This window comes from Rhodococcus sp. NPDC057297 (genome assembly GCF_042667435.1).
In the GTDB taxonomy this organism is placed as follows: Bacteria; Actinomycetota; Actinomycetes; order Mycobacteriales; family Mycobacteriaceae; genus Rhodococcoides.
This window is the reverse complement of record NZ_JBHUZE010000002.1, coordinates 55,325-70,625: the sequence shown is the minus strand read 5'-3', so window position 1 is coordinate 70,625 and position 15,301 is coordinate 55,325. Positions and strand designations below refer to the sequence as shown.

Here is a 15,301-nt window from a genome sequence, read left to right as displayed (position 1 = left end):
GCCCTACTTCGGCATCGAGACGACGTCGCCCCGCGACGCGTTTTCCTCGGCGATCTCGGCCGTCCGCACCGAGATTCGGTGGGAAAGAACAGCCAATGTGAACAATCCGATCGCAACATTGATCAGCGCCGTGAATCCCTCTTGCGCAAAATCGACCAAGGCATTCAGCAGAGTGAACACCAATGCGGCGATACGCAGTGATCGGAGTGGCCACAATCTGCCCTTGCGAAGCCGGAGTACTGCCGGAAACGCGAGCAGGAATGTGATCGCCGACGACGCGAACAGAATTCCCCCGGCAATTCCCATTTCGTCGATATCGATGGTCGTGTCGCGCGTGTCGAGATCCAGTCCACCGAGCGTCAGTTCGACCACCCCGAAGATCACCCCCACGAACGACGCAGCCGTCATCGCCCACGCCACCACCGGAACCAGGCGCGGGCTCTTGAAGAATCTCGGGATCAACCGCGGCGCGAACATACGAGCGTCGTACAACCGCGAACGCGTCGCCGGTGCTCCTTCCAGCAACAATCGAAGGCCGGCGACGGTATCGACCTCGGCGCCCTCCGCCTCAGCGCGGTCGACCATGCGCAACGCCCATTCGCGGCGATGATCCGGCAACCCGTGTGCGACGCCTTCTGCCGCGATCGAGGCCGCGTTGGCCAGAGTCTCCTCGTGGGAAGGCCGTCGGGAATCCCGCACGATGCGGTTCAGCACGAGGACGACGACGACGAGGACGTACATGATCTCCGACGACGGCCCGTAGAAGTAGTCGTTGTCCTTGGTGACGAACTTGCCCACCTCGTCGAGGAACAGCCCGAATCCGACGCCTCCGAGTACGACGGCGAGCGCTCGGACCCCGAACCCGATGAACAGCCACCCGACCAGCAACGCCACCATCATCAGCGCGCCACCGTACAGCGCGTGTGCGATGTGCAGGGTCTTGCCGCCCACCTGCGGGTAGTCGGTCAGTTCCAGGTAGAGGCGGGTGACGAGAATCGTCACGATCGCGATGATCATGAATGCTTCGGCTGCGGTGCTGCCGTACGCGTCACGATGCACGCGCGAGTGTCGAACTCGGACGGTCTTGGGTGCGACGTCGGGGGGCACCGATCGAGTATGAGCGCGATCGTGGGCCGATGAGGGCGAAAAGGCCACGTCGGTGATGCGCGATAGCATCGCCGGCATGACGATCGTTGCGCGAACACGTACTGCGGCCCTGTCCGTCGTGATCGGTGCACTGCTTCTCGCGGGGTGCACTACGGAGGATCGATCCGATGCGGATCGGTCGCTCGAGAACGCCGCCGGTTCGGCGAGCAGCATCGCGACAAGTGTCCGGGATCGCGCTGGAAGCGTGTTCGACGAGGCCAAGGTGCACGCGTTCGTGGTCGCGTTCCGTGCCCAGTTCGGCGGGTTGGCCGAGGGCAGAGACGACACTGCGATCGAGAACCTTCTGTCCAGTACGTGCACGGAGATCGCCGGGGGTACGCCCGAGTCGGACATCGTTGCGCAGTTGGAGGTGGAGGCCGCCAAGGGCGACGCCGTTCCGACGACGGAGCAGGCACAACGGATCTACGACCAGGCCGCCCTCGCCTGCCCATGACACTTGCTTGACAAAATCGTTTGCCGAAACTGCAATATCCTCATGAGTACTTCCGAGGACGATGTCGGTTCGGTCATCGCAGGCGTCGGCCCGCGCCTGCGCAAGGTGCGCACCGAACGCGGAACCACACTGTCCGCGCTGGCGGACACGACGGGCATCTCCGTCAGCACGCTGTCGCGGCTGGAATCCGGCTCACGTAAACCGAGCCTCGAGCTGCTTCTACCGATCGCACGGGCCCACCAGATTCCGCTCGACGAGCTGATCAGCCCGCCACCCGTCGAAGACCCTCGCATCAGGAGCACCCCGGTGCGCCGCGAGCACGTCACCATTCACCCGCTGACCCGTCGGCCGGGCGGGATGCAGGCGTACAAACTGGTCGTGGATCCGGTGCGCAGCGAGCCGTCGCCCCGTGTCCACGAGGGGTACGAATGGTTGTACGTTCTCGACGGTCGGTTGCGCCTCGTTCTCGGTGAACACGACATCGTCATGAAGCCCGGCGAAGCCGCCGAGTTCGACACACGGGTACCGCACTGGTTCGGTGCAGTCGACGATCGCCCGGTGGAAATCCTCAGTCTTTTCGGTCCGCAGGGCGAACGGATGCACGTTCGAGCCAAGCCCACCGATTCGTAGCTGTTTCGCTACTTTCCAGTCGGATCCATATGGCAGAGTGAGCGATCCGAGAGCCGACGATGTCGGCTCCGGAACCACCGAAGCACACGAGAGGTACGAGGAACGTTCATGACTGAGAGAAATCCCGAAACAACGGTGTCTCGGGGACCCGCATCGCGCTCGGATGTGGATATCGCGACGGGTGTGCTCGTCGGCCGATGCGGCGTGACCGTCACCGCCGCGGTGAACGACCTGTTCGCCACCGCACGTGACAACCGGGTGAGCCTGTTCGAGTTGGCGCGGACGGTCATCACGATCGCCGAGGGCCGCGACAGCCTCGATTCGGAGTCACGCCGGATAGCGCTGACGCGCTGGGGACACGTGTTGGCGCCGGGCTCAGTTACGCAGAGCGGGGTCCCCGCGTAGCTCGGGAAAGCGGGCGGTCATGTTGTCGATCTGGCGATACATCTCGTAGAGCTCACGCCGCAACGTGGCCGCTTCGCTGTCGAGTTCACGTGCCCGGGTCATGGCCTTGTCCGCTCGCGCACGAAAAGATCTGGCCTGTGCAACCTCGATGGCCGCCGAACACTTCTCGATGTGCTCGGCGAGACTCCTCGCGAAGACGCGAGCCTGCGCGAGATTCACCGCGTAGTTGGCGTCGCGGTAATTCGTCTCCTGCGGGGTGGAATCGATGATCGTGCCTTCTGTCCCTGATGGTGTCGGAAAACAAACTTTACGCCTGCAGTATCTCCGACCGCGCAGGCAGTGTGTCAGGAAAACACGATGGCCAATACCACCGATGCCGACGTTGCCGCGATCGCGACGATCACCAGGGTCGCCAACACACGCTGCCTCAAAGGCCTGCCCCGTCGAGTCACGCTTCCATCCGAGAACTCGTCGTCGACGAAATCGTCCACATCGACGCCCACCTCGTCGAAGTACACCGTGTCCCGGGGCGGCACCCATTCCTGCCCGCTTGCTGCGATCCCGGTGACCAATCGGTCCAGCCGCGCGCGAGCGCGCTCCGGGTAGTACCGGGACGGGGCGTTGATAGGCAGCGACTTCGCCAGCTCGAGAGCAGAACGGTGACGTGCAGCCAACGCCTCGAACGCAGACGATGCAGTCGGGTCGTCATCGGCTTTGTTCGTCAGGAACCACGCCGCCCCGGCGGAGGCACGATCACCCCGCAACAGGTGCGTGTACGCGAGCAGTTCCAGAACGGGCTGGGATGCCGGTGCAGTCCTCAGCGCCTCGTACAGGCGTTCCCGAGCACCGTCGAGGTCACCCGCAGCCAAGGCCCGCTGTGCGCTGTCGATCACGTCCACAGCGAGAAGCGTAACCGTCCGGCGACTCGGGCAGGGCGGTGACCGTGAGGCGAAGCGTGCAGCACAACCCGGAAACGAAACAAGCCCCCGACCGAATTCCTCGGCAGAGGGCTTGTGGACTTCATGGTGGCCAGGGCCGGGATCGAACCGGCGACCTTCCGCTTTTCAGGCGGACGCTCGTACCAACTGAGCTACCTGGCCGGGCGGCACCGGTGACAATGCCATCTCGTGTACTACACGCAAGCCGACACTTTCGTATCGGATTTGCGACCCTGACGGGACTCGAACCCGCGACCTCCGCCGTGACAGGGCGGCGCGCTAACCAACTGCGCCACAGGGCCTTGCTGTGAATCATTCCCGGAGGAACTTCCCGCCGTAGACCTTAGCAGGCTTTCGACCTGCTTCGAACCGCGGCGGCCTGCAAGAGACTGCTGTACTGCCGACCGGTTTGTCAATTCCGATCGTTTCCTGCGTACCCCCTACGGGATTCGAACCCGCGCTACCGCCTTGAAAGGGCGGCGTCCTAGGCCGCTAGACGAAGGGGGCCCGACGGAATGACCCGGACCCGAATTTCTCCGGTCCCGAACTGCTCCGCCGCTACCCTCAACGGCGTTCCGTTGGGAGCTGGGATAGCTTAGGACACTTTTTGCGGAAAACTCAAACCGGCAGGTCAGACTCGGTTTCTGCGGCATTTTCGCGCCAACCCTCAGCCTTCCACCGGTCCAGCCAAGCCGGCGACGCCATCGCGTGAAGAACAACTTCGAGCGATTCCTCGAACATCACGCGCAGATCGCGACTGTCGGAGACGAGGTCGGCCATGTACCGCTGGCCGGCAAGTGACGCAGACAGAACTCGGATGAATTTCTCCGGACCGAACTCTGGGTCGAGGTCACCCATCTCCTGCGCCTTTCGCGCGAGCTGCACACCCGCACGGCCCCATACACGCCCTCCACCGGATTGAATCTCGGCGTAGAACTCGGGCTCGACTATCAGCCGGAACTCGGCACGAACGATCACGTCGTTCTGGAACCCGAGCGCCAGGTCGTCGATGATCCCTCGGATCACCTCGAAGGGATGGAGCGGCGAATCGATCCACTTCTCCGTGATCGCGACGTACCGGTCCAACGCAGACGTCAGAACCGCACGGGCCAGGTCTTCCTTGGATTGGAAGTGGAAGTACATCGCACCCTTGGTGGCATTCGAGCCCTCCAGGATGGTGTTCACCGACGCAGCCGCGTACCCGCGGCGTGCAAACTCCGATGCCGCCGCTTCGACTATCGCAGCTCGGGTTCGCCGAGCGCGCTCTTGTTGTGCCATTGCTTCCGTGCCTCCGAACCCAAGCGACCTGCATCTATCAGCAGGCAGTACCGCTAGTCGAGAGTACGTCAACCAGCGCACACAGGACCGACCACTCGCTCGGAAAATGCGTTGGAAACAATAATTCGGACAAATCTCCGAGCTGTCTTCAAACAATCCGAGTGGTACGATCAGGCAGGCTCGAGTGCGCTGCAGGGGGTGCGCACTCGAGCCGTTTCTTCGTCGCGCGCCCCACAATTCGGGCTGTGCCAACGGGCCTTCGTCGAAGGCCTTACAAATATGCCCACGGTGTAAATCCGACAGTTTCGGACATTCCGAATCGAGACCTCCACCACACCGCCGCCACAATTGAGTGACGTGCCTCCCCTGAGTGACGTGCCTCCTCTGGGGAACTCGATTCGCAGCCGTCCGTCGGCCGTGCATCCGAAACACGCCCGCCCAGCCATCGAGAGGCAGAGCCGGAGCCGTCACGAACTCCCTGCGACACAGACATTCTGGACCGATCGACCACACCGACCGCGTCGAAACAATCGGAGTGCCCGGAATTCGTTGCCAGTTCGATTCATCAACATGTCTCGACGCCGATACCGCTGTGGCCGTACGAATCTCAGAAGGGGTTCGTATAACGGTTTCGCCTCTGTCCACGCCGGAAGCACTCACCCACTCGAACACCCCTTTACTGTGACCCACAACACATCGTGGTCAACGACGACAACGAATTCGGGTGCACGCATGACTCTTCGAACCATTCTCCGCCGCTCGGCAGCAACAGCCTTCAGCATCGCGCTGCTGACCACCGCCACCTGGACGGCGAACGCCGATCCGGTGTCGGATTTCGTAGATCCGGCCCAGGACCCCGCACTGGCCGAGGCGACACCACTGGGTGAGCCGTGGTTCGATCCGCCAGCCGGGTTCGAAAATTACTCCCCTGGAACGGTTCTCAACACCAGAGCAGTCACCGTCGGTCCGTTGCTGACCCCTGTCCGATCGACACAGATCCTCTTCCGGACCACGGATTCCAAGGACCGGCCGGTAGCCGGTGCGACCACCGTCATCGTGCCGACAGCACCCTGGGCAGGGCCGGGCACCCGACCCGTCGTCGCCTACAACATGGCAATCGACTCGCTCGGCCAGACATGTGCACCGTCATGGACACTGCCTCGCGGCATCGCACCGGAAATTGCTGCGGTACAACTCTTCCTGGCCAAGAACTACGCGGTCGTCGTCACCGATCATCAGGGTCCGCGTCAGGCGTACGCCGCCGGACGCATGGCGGGACACGCGGTCCTCGATTCCCTCCGCGCCATGGTGAATCTGCCATCACTCGAGCTGCCTGCCGAATCGCCGATCGCCATCACAGGTTATTCCGGCGGAGCCATCGCGTCCGGGTGGGCGGCCCAACTCGCACCGGAGTACGCACCCGACGTCAACATCGTCGGAACGGCATTCGGAGGCGCTCCCATCGACTACCGCATCCTTCTCGGGTCGATGAACGGCAACAACGCCGCATCGACACTGTTCCTGTCGGCCGCGATGGGGGTCGCACGTGAATACCCCGAGATGTTCCAACTGATGAACGCCAACGGGCTACGACTCGCCCAGATCGCCAAGGACATGTGTGTGTACCTGCTCGCGCCCGGCGGGCTCGTCGCACCCATCCCTGTTCAAGCTCTCTCCGATGTACCGAACGTCGACCGAACGCCCATCGCAGAAGACATCATCCGGCAGACCCGCATGGGTGGAGACCTCACACCGTCGGCTCCGGTTTTCATCTATCAGGGCCAGCACGAATTCTGGATCCCCAGACAAGGCGCCGAAACCCTGTACGACGAGTGGTGTGCGGGTGGCGCTCAGGTTCGGCTGGAGGAGTACGTCGGCGAACACCTCGTCGTCGCCGTCTCCGGGCTCCCCGGCTCCCATCAGTGGATCGACGACAGGCTCGCCGGAATACCCGCCCCGGAGGGATGCAGCAGTTTCGGTCGGTGACCGAACCCTCCCGGTGTTCTTTTCGGGGGCGCGCCAGGGGGCGTGGCGGAGCGCCAGGGTGGACCCACTACACTTTCGATCCGCGCCCCTATAGCTCAGTTGGTAGAGCTACGGACTTTTAATCCGCAGGTCGTAGGTTCGAGTCCTACTGGGGGCACTTCACCACCTCTCCCGCCACTGGGCCGAGCGGCCCCTCCCGCCACTGGGCCGAGCGGGCCCTCACGTCGGGCCGCCGAGGGATCGGCAGCACACTCCCAGCTACGAGTACGCACACTTCCGAGGTGCACGGTCGTACACTCGGTAACGGTTCGACTTCGGGGAACGAACTCAGTCCTTGGGGGATTCTCCGACAAATCAGCCGGTGACGTGCTGCGCCCAACGAACTCAGCGGAGTTCACAGCGTGGTTACGGTGCCGTAAGCTCGAGACCGTTGTCCGCAATGTATGGAGGCTATGTAATGGCGAGGGATCTGACACAGCTGGAGCTGCTCCAGGAGCTCGTTCCGGTTGCGGAAGACAACGTCAACCGGCACATGTCCATGGCGAAGGAGTGGCATCCCCACGACTACGTGCCGTGGGACGAAGGCCGCAACTTCGCCGAACTCGGCGGCATCGACTACGACCCGGAACAGAGCAAGCTGTCCGAGGTCGCCAAGGCCGCGATGATCACCAACCTCCTCACGGAGGACAACCTGCCGTCGTACCACCGCGAGATCGCCGAGAACTTCTCGCAGGACGGCGCCTGGGGAACCTGGGTCGGTCGGTGGACCGCAGAAGAGAACCGCCACGGCATCGTCATGCGCGACTACCTGGTCGTCACCCGCGGGGTCGATCCCGTGGCTCTCGAAGAGGCTCGCATGATTCACATGACCAACGGGTTCGCTTCACCCGCGGGCTCGCAGACGGGTCTTCTTCATTCCGTCTCGTACGTGACGTTCCAGGAACTCGCGACCCGCGTGTCGCACCGCAACACCGGCAAGGTGTGCGACGACCCCATTGCCGACCGCATGCTCCAGCGCATCGCAGCCGACGAGAACCTGCACATGATCTTCTACCGCAACATCAGCGCTGCGGCACTCGACATCGCACCGGATCAGACACTCGACGCACTGTCGGACATCGTCATGAACTTCCAGATGCCCGGCGCGGGAATGCCCAACTTCCGTCGCAACGGTGTGTTGATGGCCAAGCACGGCATCTACGACCTGCGTCAGCACCTCGAGGACGTCGTGTGGCCGGTGCTCCGTAAGTGGCGCATCTTCGAGCGCGACGACTTCACCGGACGCGGAGAGAACAAGCGCGAAGAACTGGCCGCGTTTCTCGAGGACCTCGAGAAGCAGGCGACCAAGTTCGAGGAAATGCGTGACCGCTCGCTCGCCCGCGAGGCGAAGAAGGCAGAGAAGCAAGCTTCCTGATCTCGAGCTTGCTGATCTACAGACCAGCGATCGAAGCCCTACACCTCGACCGCGGTGTAGGGCTTCGATCGTGAATCCCACGGGCAGCACCGCAGGCTTTGCTCCCAGCCGACAGACCATCTCCGAAAGAACACGAACGAGGCTTCACCCATGACATTGCGGATCGGTTCACTCGAACTCCGGAGCCCGGTGGTACTGGCACCGATGGCCGGTGTGACCAACGTGGCATTCCGCACCCTGTGCCGCGAGCAGGAACTCGAGCGCGCAGGCAGCACCTCGGGTCTGTACGTCTGCGAGATGGTGACGGCGCGCGCACTCGTCGAACGCCAGCCCGCCACGATGCACATGACCACGTTCGGACCGACCGAGACGCCCAGGTCACTCCAGCTCTACACCGTCGACCCGGACACGACGTACGCGGCCGCGAAAATGATCGTCGACGAGAACCTCGCCGACCACATCGACATGAACTTCGGCTGCCCGGTCCCCAAGGTCACCAGAAAAGGTGGCGGTGCGGCACTGCCGTACAAGCGCAACCTGTTCGGACGGATCGTCGCCGCAGCCGTGAAAGCAACGGAGGGAACCGACGTTCCGGTGACGGTCAAGTTCCGCGTCGGCATCGACGAGGAGCACCACACCCACCTCGACGCCGGACGAATCGCAGCTGCCGAAGGCGCCGCCGCCGTCGCACTGCATGCGCGGACGGCGTCACAGCGGTACTCCGGCACCGCCGACTGGACGCAGATCGCACGCCTGAAGGAACACGTCACCGACGTGCCCGTCCTCGGCAACGGCGACATCTTCTCGGCGTCGGACGCGGTCCGAATGATGGCCGAAACCGGTTGTGACGGTGTGGTCGTCGGTCGCGGGTGCCTCGGCAGGCCGTGGCTCTTCGCCGAGCTCAGCGCCCGGTTCGCCGGGCGCGAGGAACCCACTGCCCCGACGCTGGGCGAGGTGGCCGTCGTCATCAGGCGGCACGCCGAGCTCCTGGCGGAACACCACGGCGAGGACAGGGGCCTGCGCGAGCTCCGCAAGCACGTCGCCTGGTACCTACGCGGCTTCCCCGCCGGCTCGGACCTGCGGGTGTCCATGGCGTTGGTCAAGACTCTTCCCGAGCTCGACGACCTACTGGGACAACTGGACCCGTCGGTTCCTTTCCCGAAGGACGCCGAAGGTCCTCGTGGCCGCCAAGGCTCTCCCGGTGCGGTGTCGCTGCCGGAAGGATGGCTCGACGATCCGGAGGACATCTCGGTCCCGGCGGGCGCAGACCTCATGCATTCCGGCGGCTGACCTGTGCCGACGCCCATCCGGGCGTACTGAAGTGGACCACATCGGATTCCTCAGTATCATTGCTGGGATCGCCCGATCGACGGCGAGAAGATGTGTTCGAGGAAGGTCAGGTTCGAATCCGTGGGTGACGATCGAGATTCGGGCTCTTCCATGTCCGACGGTCGCGCGCCGTGGGAACGACCGATCTCGCGGATCCACAACCCCGACTCCGAGTCCGTTCGGCCTTCCGCCGCGCCGAGGCCTCCGGAACCCGAGCGTGAGCCGGAGCAGGAGCAGGAATCGAACGGCGGTCTGCTGAAGAGATTCGGTAAGAAGCCACCTTCCAAGCCGGATGCCGTGTCCGTTGCCGAACTCATGGATCGCGGTTCCGAGGACGAGCGACCGGCCCCGCGAGAACCGAGGGCGTCGACCGGAGAACGCGCTCGGCGAGAGCCCGACGTCGAGGCCCCTACCGAGAAGATCGATCCGATCACCGACAGCACGCCTCCCCCGGTGACCGCGCTCCCGGAAGCAGTCGGTGTACCGGCCGAGTCTCGCCCCGCGCTGACCCGTCTCGCGATGAGCAAGGTGCGCCGCCGCAAGCGCATGCAGAACATGGCTCGAGGCGTGGTCTCGATCATCGCCATTCTGTCCGTGGCACTGACCGGTGTCGTCTGGGGCTATCTCCGCAGCACCGACCGCGGATTCGCACAAGTTGCCGCGCTGGACCCGAACTCCACCGACGTCGTCGACGCCGACGGGCAGTACGGCGACGAGACCTACCTGATCGTGGGAACCGACACCAGGGCCGGTGCCAGCGGCGAGATCGGTGCAGGAACCGTCGACGACGCCGAGGGCGCCCGATCGGACACCGTGATGCTGGTCAACATCCCGGCCGACCGAAGCCGCGTCGTCGCCGTGTCCTTTCCTCGTGACCTCGACGTCGAACGCCCCGAATGCGAAGCGTTCGACAACGACACCAACAGCTACACCGGCGAGATGTACCCGGCTGCCGACGGAGACAAGCTCAACGCCACCTATGCACTCGGCGGACCGAAGTGCCTCGTGAAGACCATCCAGAAGATCTCGGGCCTGAGAATCGGCCACTTCGTCGGTATGGACTTCGCCGGCTTCGAGTCGATGGTCGACGAAATCGGTGGAGTCGACGTATGCACGGCACAACCACTCGTCGACTACGAGCTGGGCACCGTCCTCCCCAATGTCGGAGAACAGAGGATCGACGGCAGGACTGCGCTGAACTACGTCCGTGCGCGGCACGTCGACACCGAGGGCAACGGCGACTACGGGCGTATCAAACGCCAGCAGCGATTCCTGTCGTCACTGCTGAGGTCCGCGCTCTCCAACCAGGTCCTACTCGATCCCGGCAAGCTCAACGGCTTCGTCAGCGCGTTCACCCGCGACACCTTCGTCGAGAACGTCAAGACCCAGGACCTCATCACACTCGGCCGTTCGCTGCAGAACGTCGACGCAGGCGCCGTCACGTTCCTCACGCTCCCGACGGACGGCACCAACGAATGGGGCAACGAAATCCCCGTCGACAGCGCCATCGCAGCCCTCTTCCGAGCGATCATCGACGACCTCCCCCTCCCCGGCGAAGAGCGCGTCGAACCGACGCCCGCTCCCGAATCCCCCGCGGAGCCGACGGTCCCCACACTCGCCGTCGACCCGGCAACCGTCTCCGTGCAGGTCTCCAATGCATCGGACACCGCCGGTATGGCAGCCACTGCGTCGAGCGAGCTCGCGTCGTACGGCTTCCAGATCCTCGACGTCGGCAACTTCGTCGGATCCGCCGCGCAGACCGTCGTACGTTTCTCGCCCGGTCAGGAATCGGAGGCAGCTACCGTTGCCTCCGCCATTCCCGGTGCCGTCATCGAACAGTCCGCTGGGCTGGACAGTGTGGTCGAGGTCGTCCTCGGCGCCGACTACCCCGGCTACACCACCGCGCCGACCGTCTTCGGACAGCCGATCGAAGCCACCCAGGTCGAGGGCAGCACCGAAGCTCCGGCGCTGCCCGAGAACCTCGCTTTCACCAACGCTGCCGACGACACCTGCGCATAGCGCGAATCCATTCATGCCCCGTTCACCCGGTGGACCATGAATGGATCTGTGTGACGCACTAAACTTGCGCCTTATGCGCGTCGCCTACAACGAACAGATGAACGATTTGGCCGATACCCTCGGCGAGATGGCCACCCTGGCCGGCTCCGCCATGGACAAGGCCACCCAATCCCTCCTCCAAGCCGACCTCGTTCTCGCCGAACAAGTCATCTCCGATCACGACAAGATCACCGACCTCAGCGCGGTATGCGAGGAAAAAGCGTTCTCCCTGCTCGCTCTGCAGGCACCGGTCGCCGGTGATCTGCGTTCGGTGGTCTCCGGAATCCAGATCGTCGCCGACATCGACCGCATGGGCGCCCTCGCCCTGCACGTCGCCAAGATCACGCGTCGACGCCACCCCGCCCACGCCCTTCCCGAAGAAGTCAACGGCTACTTCGCCGAAATGGGACGTATCGCAGTTCAGCTCGGCGCATCCGCCCGCGAGGTGCTCGAAACCCGCGACCCGGAACGCGCCGCCAAGCTGCGTGAAGAAGACGAGGCCATGGATGATCTCCACCGCCACCTCTTCACCGTCCTCATGGACCGCGAATGGCAGCACGGCGTGGCCGCAGCCGTCGACGTGACGCTCCTCGGTCGGTTCTACGAGCGCTTCGCCGACCACGCCGTCGAGGTCGGGCGCCGCGTGATCTTCCTGGTGACCGGCGAACTGCCTGTCGACCTGAACGCTCCCAAGCTCAGCAACTCCTGATCGTTCTTCTGTCTACCTCAGGAGCGAATGTGCCGTCTGGTCAGTCTGAGTGACCGCACGGCACATTCGCTCCACACACCCCGGTCGAACTCGCTTCCGACGTCCACGCGCAACGAGAAAACCCCCGACTACCCAAGGCAGTCGGGGGTTTCGTCGTGTGGTGCGGGTTATCCGAAGCGTCCGGAGATGTAGTCCTCGGTGGCTTTCTGGGTCGGGTTGGAGAAGATCTTCTCGGTGTCGTCGATTTCGATGAGCTGGCCGGGCTTACCGGTGGCTTCGAGGTTGAAGAATCCGGTCTGGTCGCTGACGCGCGCGGCCTGCTGCATGTTGTGCGTCACGATGACGATGGTGAAGTCTTTCTTGAGCTCACCGATGAGGTCCTCGATGGCGAGGGTGGAGATCGGGTCGAGGGCCGAGCAGGGCTCGTCCATCAGCAGCACGTCGGGCTGGACGGCGATGGCGCGGGCAATGCACAGTCGCTGCTGCTGGCCGCCGGAGAGTCCGCCTCCCGGCTTGTCGAGTCGATCCTTGACCTCGTTCCAGAGGTTCGCTCCCTTGAGGGAACGCTCGGCGATTTCGTCGAGCTCCTTCTTGCTCTTGCCGCCCTGCAGTTTGAGGCCGGCAACGACGTTGTCGCGGATGGACATCGTCGGGAACGGGTTGGGACGCTGGAAGACCATGCCGATGGTGCGTCGCACACCGACGGGGTCGACGCCTGCGCCGTAGATGTCCTCGCCGTCGAGCAGAACGGAGCCCTCGACGCGTGCGCCGGGGGTGACCTCGTGCATGCGGTTGAGCGAGCGGAGGACTGTCGACTTACCGCAGCCGGACGGACCGATGAAGGCGGTGACGCCGCGCGGCGGGACTGCGAGGGTGACGTTCTGCACGGCGTGGAATTTGCCGTAGTAGATGTTCACGTCTTTGAGGTCGAGACGTTTTGCCATGGTCGGCTCCTGAAGTTTCGGGGTGGGCGTGCGACGGTCAGACGTTCTTCGGCGAGAAGAACTTCGAGACCAGCTTTGCGCCGATGTTGAGCAGGGCAATGATCAGGATCAGCGTCAAGGCTGCTCCCCACATGCGCTCGGAGGTGAGCGCGCCGGTTCCTGCTTTCTGCAGGTCGACCATCATGAGCGGCAGTGACGTCTGCGGCCCGGAGAACAGGTTGAAGTTGATCGCCGTGGCGGATCCCACGAGGATCAGCACCGGTGCGGTCTCTCCCATGACGCGGGCCAGGGCGAGCATGATGCCGGTGACGATGCCGGACAGTGCCGTCGGGACGACGATCTTGGCGATGGTCTTCCACTTGGGGACACCGAGTGCGTAGGACGCCTCACGCAGGTCCTGCGGAACGATGCGGAGCATCTCCTCGGACGACCGCACGATGACGGGAATCATCAGCAGGACGAGGGCGAACGACACAGCAAGGCCGGACCGTTCGAAGCCGAACGTGGCGATCCACAGTGCGTAGATGAACAGGGCGGCGACGATGGACGGGACACCGGTGAGGATGTCGACCATGAAGGTGGTCAGGCGAGCCAACCGAGTTCCGACGCCGTACTCGACGAGGTAGATCGCGACGAAGACACCGATGGGGATGGAGATCAAGGCACAGAACAAGCCTTGCGTCAGCGTTCCGACGATGGCGTGATACGCACCGCCACCTGCGATGAACTGGGTGATGCCCGCCTGGGAGTTCTGCCACCACGCCGGCGCGACAACGGCGGAGAGCCCGCGCGAGATCACCGTGTACAAAACCCAGACCAGCGGTACGAGCGCGACGAGGACCGCCAGGCTGACGAGGACGGTGGCAGCGCCGTTGGAGAACTTCCGACGCGCACTGACGCCCTTGAACGTGGGTTCCTTGACCGGGCGATCCATGGTTGCGGTCATGGCCTAGTCCTTCTTTCCTGCGATCGCGGCGCGAGCGCCTGCGTTGACCACGAAGGTGAGCACGAAGAGCACGAGGCCTGCGGCGATGTAGGCGCCTGCCTGCAGCTGATTGTTGAACTCGCCTGCGGCAAGGGCAATCTTGGTCGCGAAGGTGCTGCCACCGTCGAACAACGTCCATCCGAAGCTCGACTGGACGCTGCGGATGATGATGTACAGGGCGATGGTCTCACCGAGGGCGCGGCCGAGGCCGAGCATGGAGCCGGACACGAAGCCGGACTTGCCGAACGGGATGACTGTGGTGCGAACGACTTCCCACCGGGTGGCGCCGAGGGCGAGTGCAGCCTCGATCTGTCCGCGCGGGGTCTGTACGAACACCTCGCGGGTCACCGCGGCGATGATCGGCAGGATCATCACTGCCAGCACGATGCCGCCGGTGAAGATGGTGCCGCCGCCCGCGATGGACACCGAGCCGGTGGAGAACAGTGGGAACCAGCTCAGGTTCTCGTTCAGCCATTCCGCGAACGGGCTGATGGCGGGAGCGAGCACGTAGAGGCCCCAGAGGCCGAACACGATCGAGGGAACCGCGGCGAGCAGGTCGATGATGTAGCCGAGCGGCCCGGCGACCTTCTTCGGCGCGTAGTTGGTGAGATAGATTGCGATCCCCAGAGCCACGGGCATGGCCAGGATCAGCGCGAAGATCGACACAGTCGCGGTCACCAGGAACAGGTCGCGAATACCGAAGACCATCGCAGAGGTGTCCGAGGTGTTCCACTGACCGTTGTAGGTCAGGAAGTTGACCGTGTTGTTCTGCAACGACGGGATCGCGCGCCACAGCAGAAACACGCCGATGGCTGCGATGAGAACGATGACGAAGACACCCGAGCCCGTGGCGAGGGTGGAGAAGATCCGGTCACCTGGGCGCGTGACGGTGCCGCCCTTGGCTTTTTTGTCGGGCAATTGCTTGGGTTCTTCCGTGTTCCGCGGCACGCCGCCCGCGGAAATGCTCGCCGCAGATGGTTCGCCGGTGATCGAGTGGGTGTCGCTCATACCGCTCACGTCTCTCG

15 protein-coding genes and 4 tRNA genes are annotated in these 15,301 nt (G+C 63.9%); 9 read left to right on the top strand and 10 right to left on the bottom strand.

The features are described from left to right. Positions 1 to 3: 3 nt before the first annotated feature. Complete coding sequence (locus tag ACFULT_RS06190; protein ID WP_094719490.1) at positions 4 to 1,107, bottom strand: hypothetical protein; 1,104 nt, start codon at positions 1,105 to 1,107, stop codon at positions 4 to 6. 76 nt (positions 1,108 to 1,183) lie between these two features. On the opposite strand from ACFULT_RS06190, the gene ACFULT_RS06185 reads away from it, so the two are divergent. The 3 genes from ACFULT_RS06185 (at position 1,184) to ACFULT_RS06175 (ending at position 2,635) form a co-directional block, all read left to right on the top strand. Further along, positions 1,184 to 1,600, top strand: a complete 417-nt coding sequence (locus tag ACFULT_RS06185; RefSeq protein WP_378480940.1) for a hypothetical protein — start codon at positions 1,184 to 1,186, stop codon at positions 1,598 to 1,600. 42 nt (positions 1,601 to 1,642) lie between these two features. Continuing rightward, positions 1,643 to 2,230: a helix-turn-helix domain-containing protein gene (locus ACFULT_RS06180; protein ID WP_378480939.1), complete on the top strand. Its 588-nt coding sequence runs from the start codon at positions 1,643 to 1,645 to the stop codon at positions 2,228 to 2,230. 108 nt (positions 2,231 to 2,338) lie between these two features. Then, the gene (locus tag ACFULT_RS06175) at positions 2,339 to 2,635 is read left to right on the top strand and encodes an ANTAR domain-containing protein (RefSeq protein WP_241483560.1); all 297 of its coding nucleotides are present in this window, start codon (positions 2,339 to 2,341) and stop codon (positions 2,633 to 2,635) included. Here the strand turns inward: ACFULT_RS06175 and ACFULT_RS06170 are convergent. From ACFULT_RS06170 to ACFULT_RS06145, 6 genes are all read right to left on the bottom strand, one after another. Further along, positions 2,606 to 2,854 carry a hypothetical protein gene (locus ACFULT_RS06170; RefSeq protein WP_037103515.1) on the bottom strand — a complete coding sequence of 83 codons (249 nt, stop codon included), beginning with the start codon at positions 2,852 to 2,854 and terminating at the stop codon, positions 2,606 to 2,608. The two genes, ACFULT_RS06175 and ACFULT_RS06170, sit on opposite strands and share 30 nt — an antisense overlap. Positions 2,855 to 2,979: 125 nt before the next feature. After that, the gene (locus ACFULT_RS06165; RefSeq protein ID WP_094719492.1) at positions 2,980 to 3,534 is read right to left on the bottom strand and encodes a DUF6584 family protein; all 555 of its coding nucleotides are present in this window, start codon (positions 3,532 to 3,534) and stop codon (positions 2,980 to 2,982) included. Positions 3,535 to 3,658: 124 nt separating this feature from the next. After that, positions 3,659 to 3,735: transfer RNA gene (locus ACFULT_RS06160), tRNA-Phe, on the bottom strand. A 66-nt stretch (positions 3,736 to 3,801) separates the two neighbouring features. Continuing rightward, a tRNA-Asp gene (locus tag ACFULT_RS06155) sits at positions 3,802 to 3,875 on the bottom strand. A gap of 132 nt (positions 3,876 to 4,007) precedes the next feature. After that, positions 4,008 to 4,080: transfer RNA gene (locus ACFULT_RS06150), tRNA-Glu, on the bottom strand. A gap of 111 nt (positions 4,081 to 4,191) precedes the next feature. Then, positions 4,192 to 4,851 (bottom strand): TetR/AcrR family transcriptional regulator, encoded by a 660-nt coding sequence (locus tag ACFULT_RS06145; protein WP_037103509.1) that lies wholly within the window; start codon positions 4,849 to 4,851, stop codon positions 4,192 to 4,194. A 732-nt stretch (positions 4,852 to 5,583) separates the two neighbouring features. On the opposite strand from ACFULT_RS06145, the gene ACFULT_RS06140 reads away from it, so the two are divergent. The 6 genes from ACFULT_RS06140 (at position 5,584) to phoU (ending at position 12,347) form a co-directional block, all read left to right on the top strand. After that, positions 5,584 to 6,837, top strand: coding sequence for a lipase family protein (locus ACFULT_RS06140; protein WP_378480938.1), 1,254 nt, complete (start codon positions 5,584 to 5,586; stop codon positions 6,835 to 6,837). A gap of 84 nt (positions 6,838 to 6,921) precedes the next feature. Further along, a tRNA-Lys gene (locus tag ACFULT_RS06135) sits at positions 6,922 to 6,994 on the top strand. A gap of 300 nt (positions 6,995 to 7,294) precedes the next feature. Further along, the gene (locus ACFULT_RS06130; RefSeq protein WP_037104842.1) at positions 7,295 to 8,251 is read left to right on the top strand and encodes an acyl-ACP desaturase; all 957 of its coding nucleotides are present in this window, start codon (positions 7,295 to 7,297) and stop codon (positions 8,249 to 8,251) included. A 150-nt stretch (positions 8,252 to 8,401) separates the two neighbouring features. After that, positions 8,402 to 9,541, top strand: a complete 1,140-nt coding sequence (gene dusB / locus ACFULT_RS06125) for a tRNA dihydrouridine synthase DusB (RefSeq protein ID WP_026348172.1) — start codon at positions 8,402 to 8,404, stop codon at positions 9,539 to 9,541. 150 nt (positions 9,542 to 9,691) lie between these two features. Then, positions 9,692 to 11,599: an LCP family protein gene (locus ACFULT_RS06120; RefSeq protein ID WP_378481343.1), complete on the top strand. Its 1,908-nt coding sequence runs from the start codon at positions 9,692 to 9,694 to the stop codon at positions 11,597 to 11,599. A gap of 73 nt (positions 11,600 to 11,672) precedes the next feature. Further along, entirely contained in the window at positions 11,673 to 12,347 is a 675-nt protein-coding gene (phoU, locus tag ACFULT_RS06115; RefSeq protein ID WP_019667345.1) for a phosphate signaling complex protein PhoU, read from the top strand. Positions 12,348 to 12,514: 167 nt separating this feature from the next. Here phoU and pstB read toward each other — a convergent pair whose 3' ends face one another. Genes pstB through pstC form a run of 3 tightly spaced genes read right to left on the bottom strand, consistent with a single transcriptional unit; the run spans position 12,515 to position 15,284 of the window. After that, entirely contained in the window at positions 12,515 to 13,291 is a 777-nt protein-coding gene (gene pstB / locus ACFULT_RS06110; protein ID WP_037104844.1) for a phosphate ABC transporter ATP-binding protein PstB, read from the bottom strand. A 37-nt stretch (positions 13,292 to 13,328) separates the two neighbouring features. After that, positions 13,329 to 14,237, bottom strand: a complete 909-nt coding sequence (pstA, locus tag ACFULT_RS06105) for a phosphate ABC transporter permease PstA (protein ID WP_037104847.1) — start codon at positions 14,235 to 14,237, stop codon at positions 13,329 to 13,331. 3 nt (positions 14,238 to 14,240) lie between these two features. Beyond that, on the bottom strand, positions 14,241 to 15,284 hold the full coding sequence (pstC, locus tag ACFULT_RS06100) for a phosphate ABC transporter permease subunit PstC (protein ID WP_037104851.1): 1,044 nt from the start codon (positions 15,282 to 15,284) through the stop codon (positions 14,241 to 14,243). Positions 15,285 to 15,301: the final 17 nt, after the last annotated feature.

Bases quoted from the DNA above. Each gene is read 5' to 3' on its own strand.
- ACFULT_RS06185 (WP_378480940.1), top strand. From the start codon at position 1,184: ATGACGATCGTTGCGCGAACACGTACTGCGGCCCTGTCCGTCGTGATC.
- ACFULT_RS06180 (WP_378480939.1), top strand. From the start codon at position 1,643: ATGAGTACTTCCGAGGACGATGTCGGTTCGGTCATCGCAGGCGTCGGC.
- ACFULT_RS06175 (WP_241483560.1), top strand. From the start codon at position 2,339: ATGACTGAGAGAAATCCCGAAACAACGGTGTCTCGGGGACCCGCATCG.
- ACFULT_RS06145 (WP_037103509.1), bottom strand. From the start codon at position 4,851: ATGGCACAACAAGAGCGCGCTCGGCGAACCCGAGCTGCGATAGTCGAA.
- ACFULT_RS06140 (WP_378480938.1), top strand. From the start codon at position 5,584: ATGACTCTTCGAACCATTCTCCGCCGCTCGGCAGCAACAGCCTTCAGC.
- ACFULT_RS06130 (WP_037104842.1), top strand. From the start codon at position 7,295: ATGGCGAGGGATCTGACACAGCTGGAGCTGCTCCAGGAGCTCGTTCCG.
- dusB (WP_026348172.1), top strand. From the start codon at position 8,402: ATGACATTGCGGATCGGTTCACTCGAACTCCGGAGCCCGGTGGTACTG.
- ACFULT_RS06120 (WP_378481343.1), top strand. From the start codon at position 9,692: ATGTCCGACGGTCGCGCGCCGTGGGAACGACCGATCTCGCGGATCCAC.
- phoU (WP_019667345.1), top strand. From the start codon at position 11,673: ATGCGCGTCGCCTACAACGAACAGATGAACGATTTGGCCGATACCCTC.
- pstB (WP_037104844.1), bottom strand. From the start codon at position 13,291: ATGGCAAAACGTCTCGACCTCAAAGACGTGAACATCTACTACGGCAAA.
- pstA (WP_037104847.1), bottom strand. From the start codon at position 14,237: ATGACCGCAACCATGGATCGCCCGGTCAAGGAACCCACGTTCAAGGGC.
- pstC (WP_037104851.1), bottom strand. From the start codon at position 15,284: ATGAGCGACACCCACTCGATCACCGGCGAACCATCTGCGGCGAGCATT.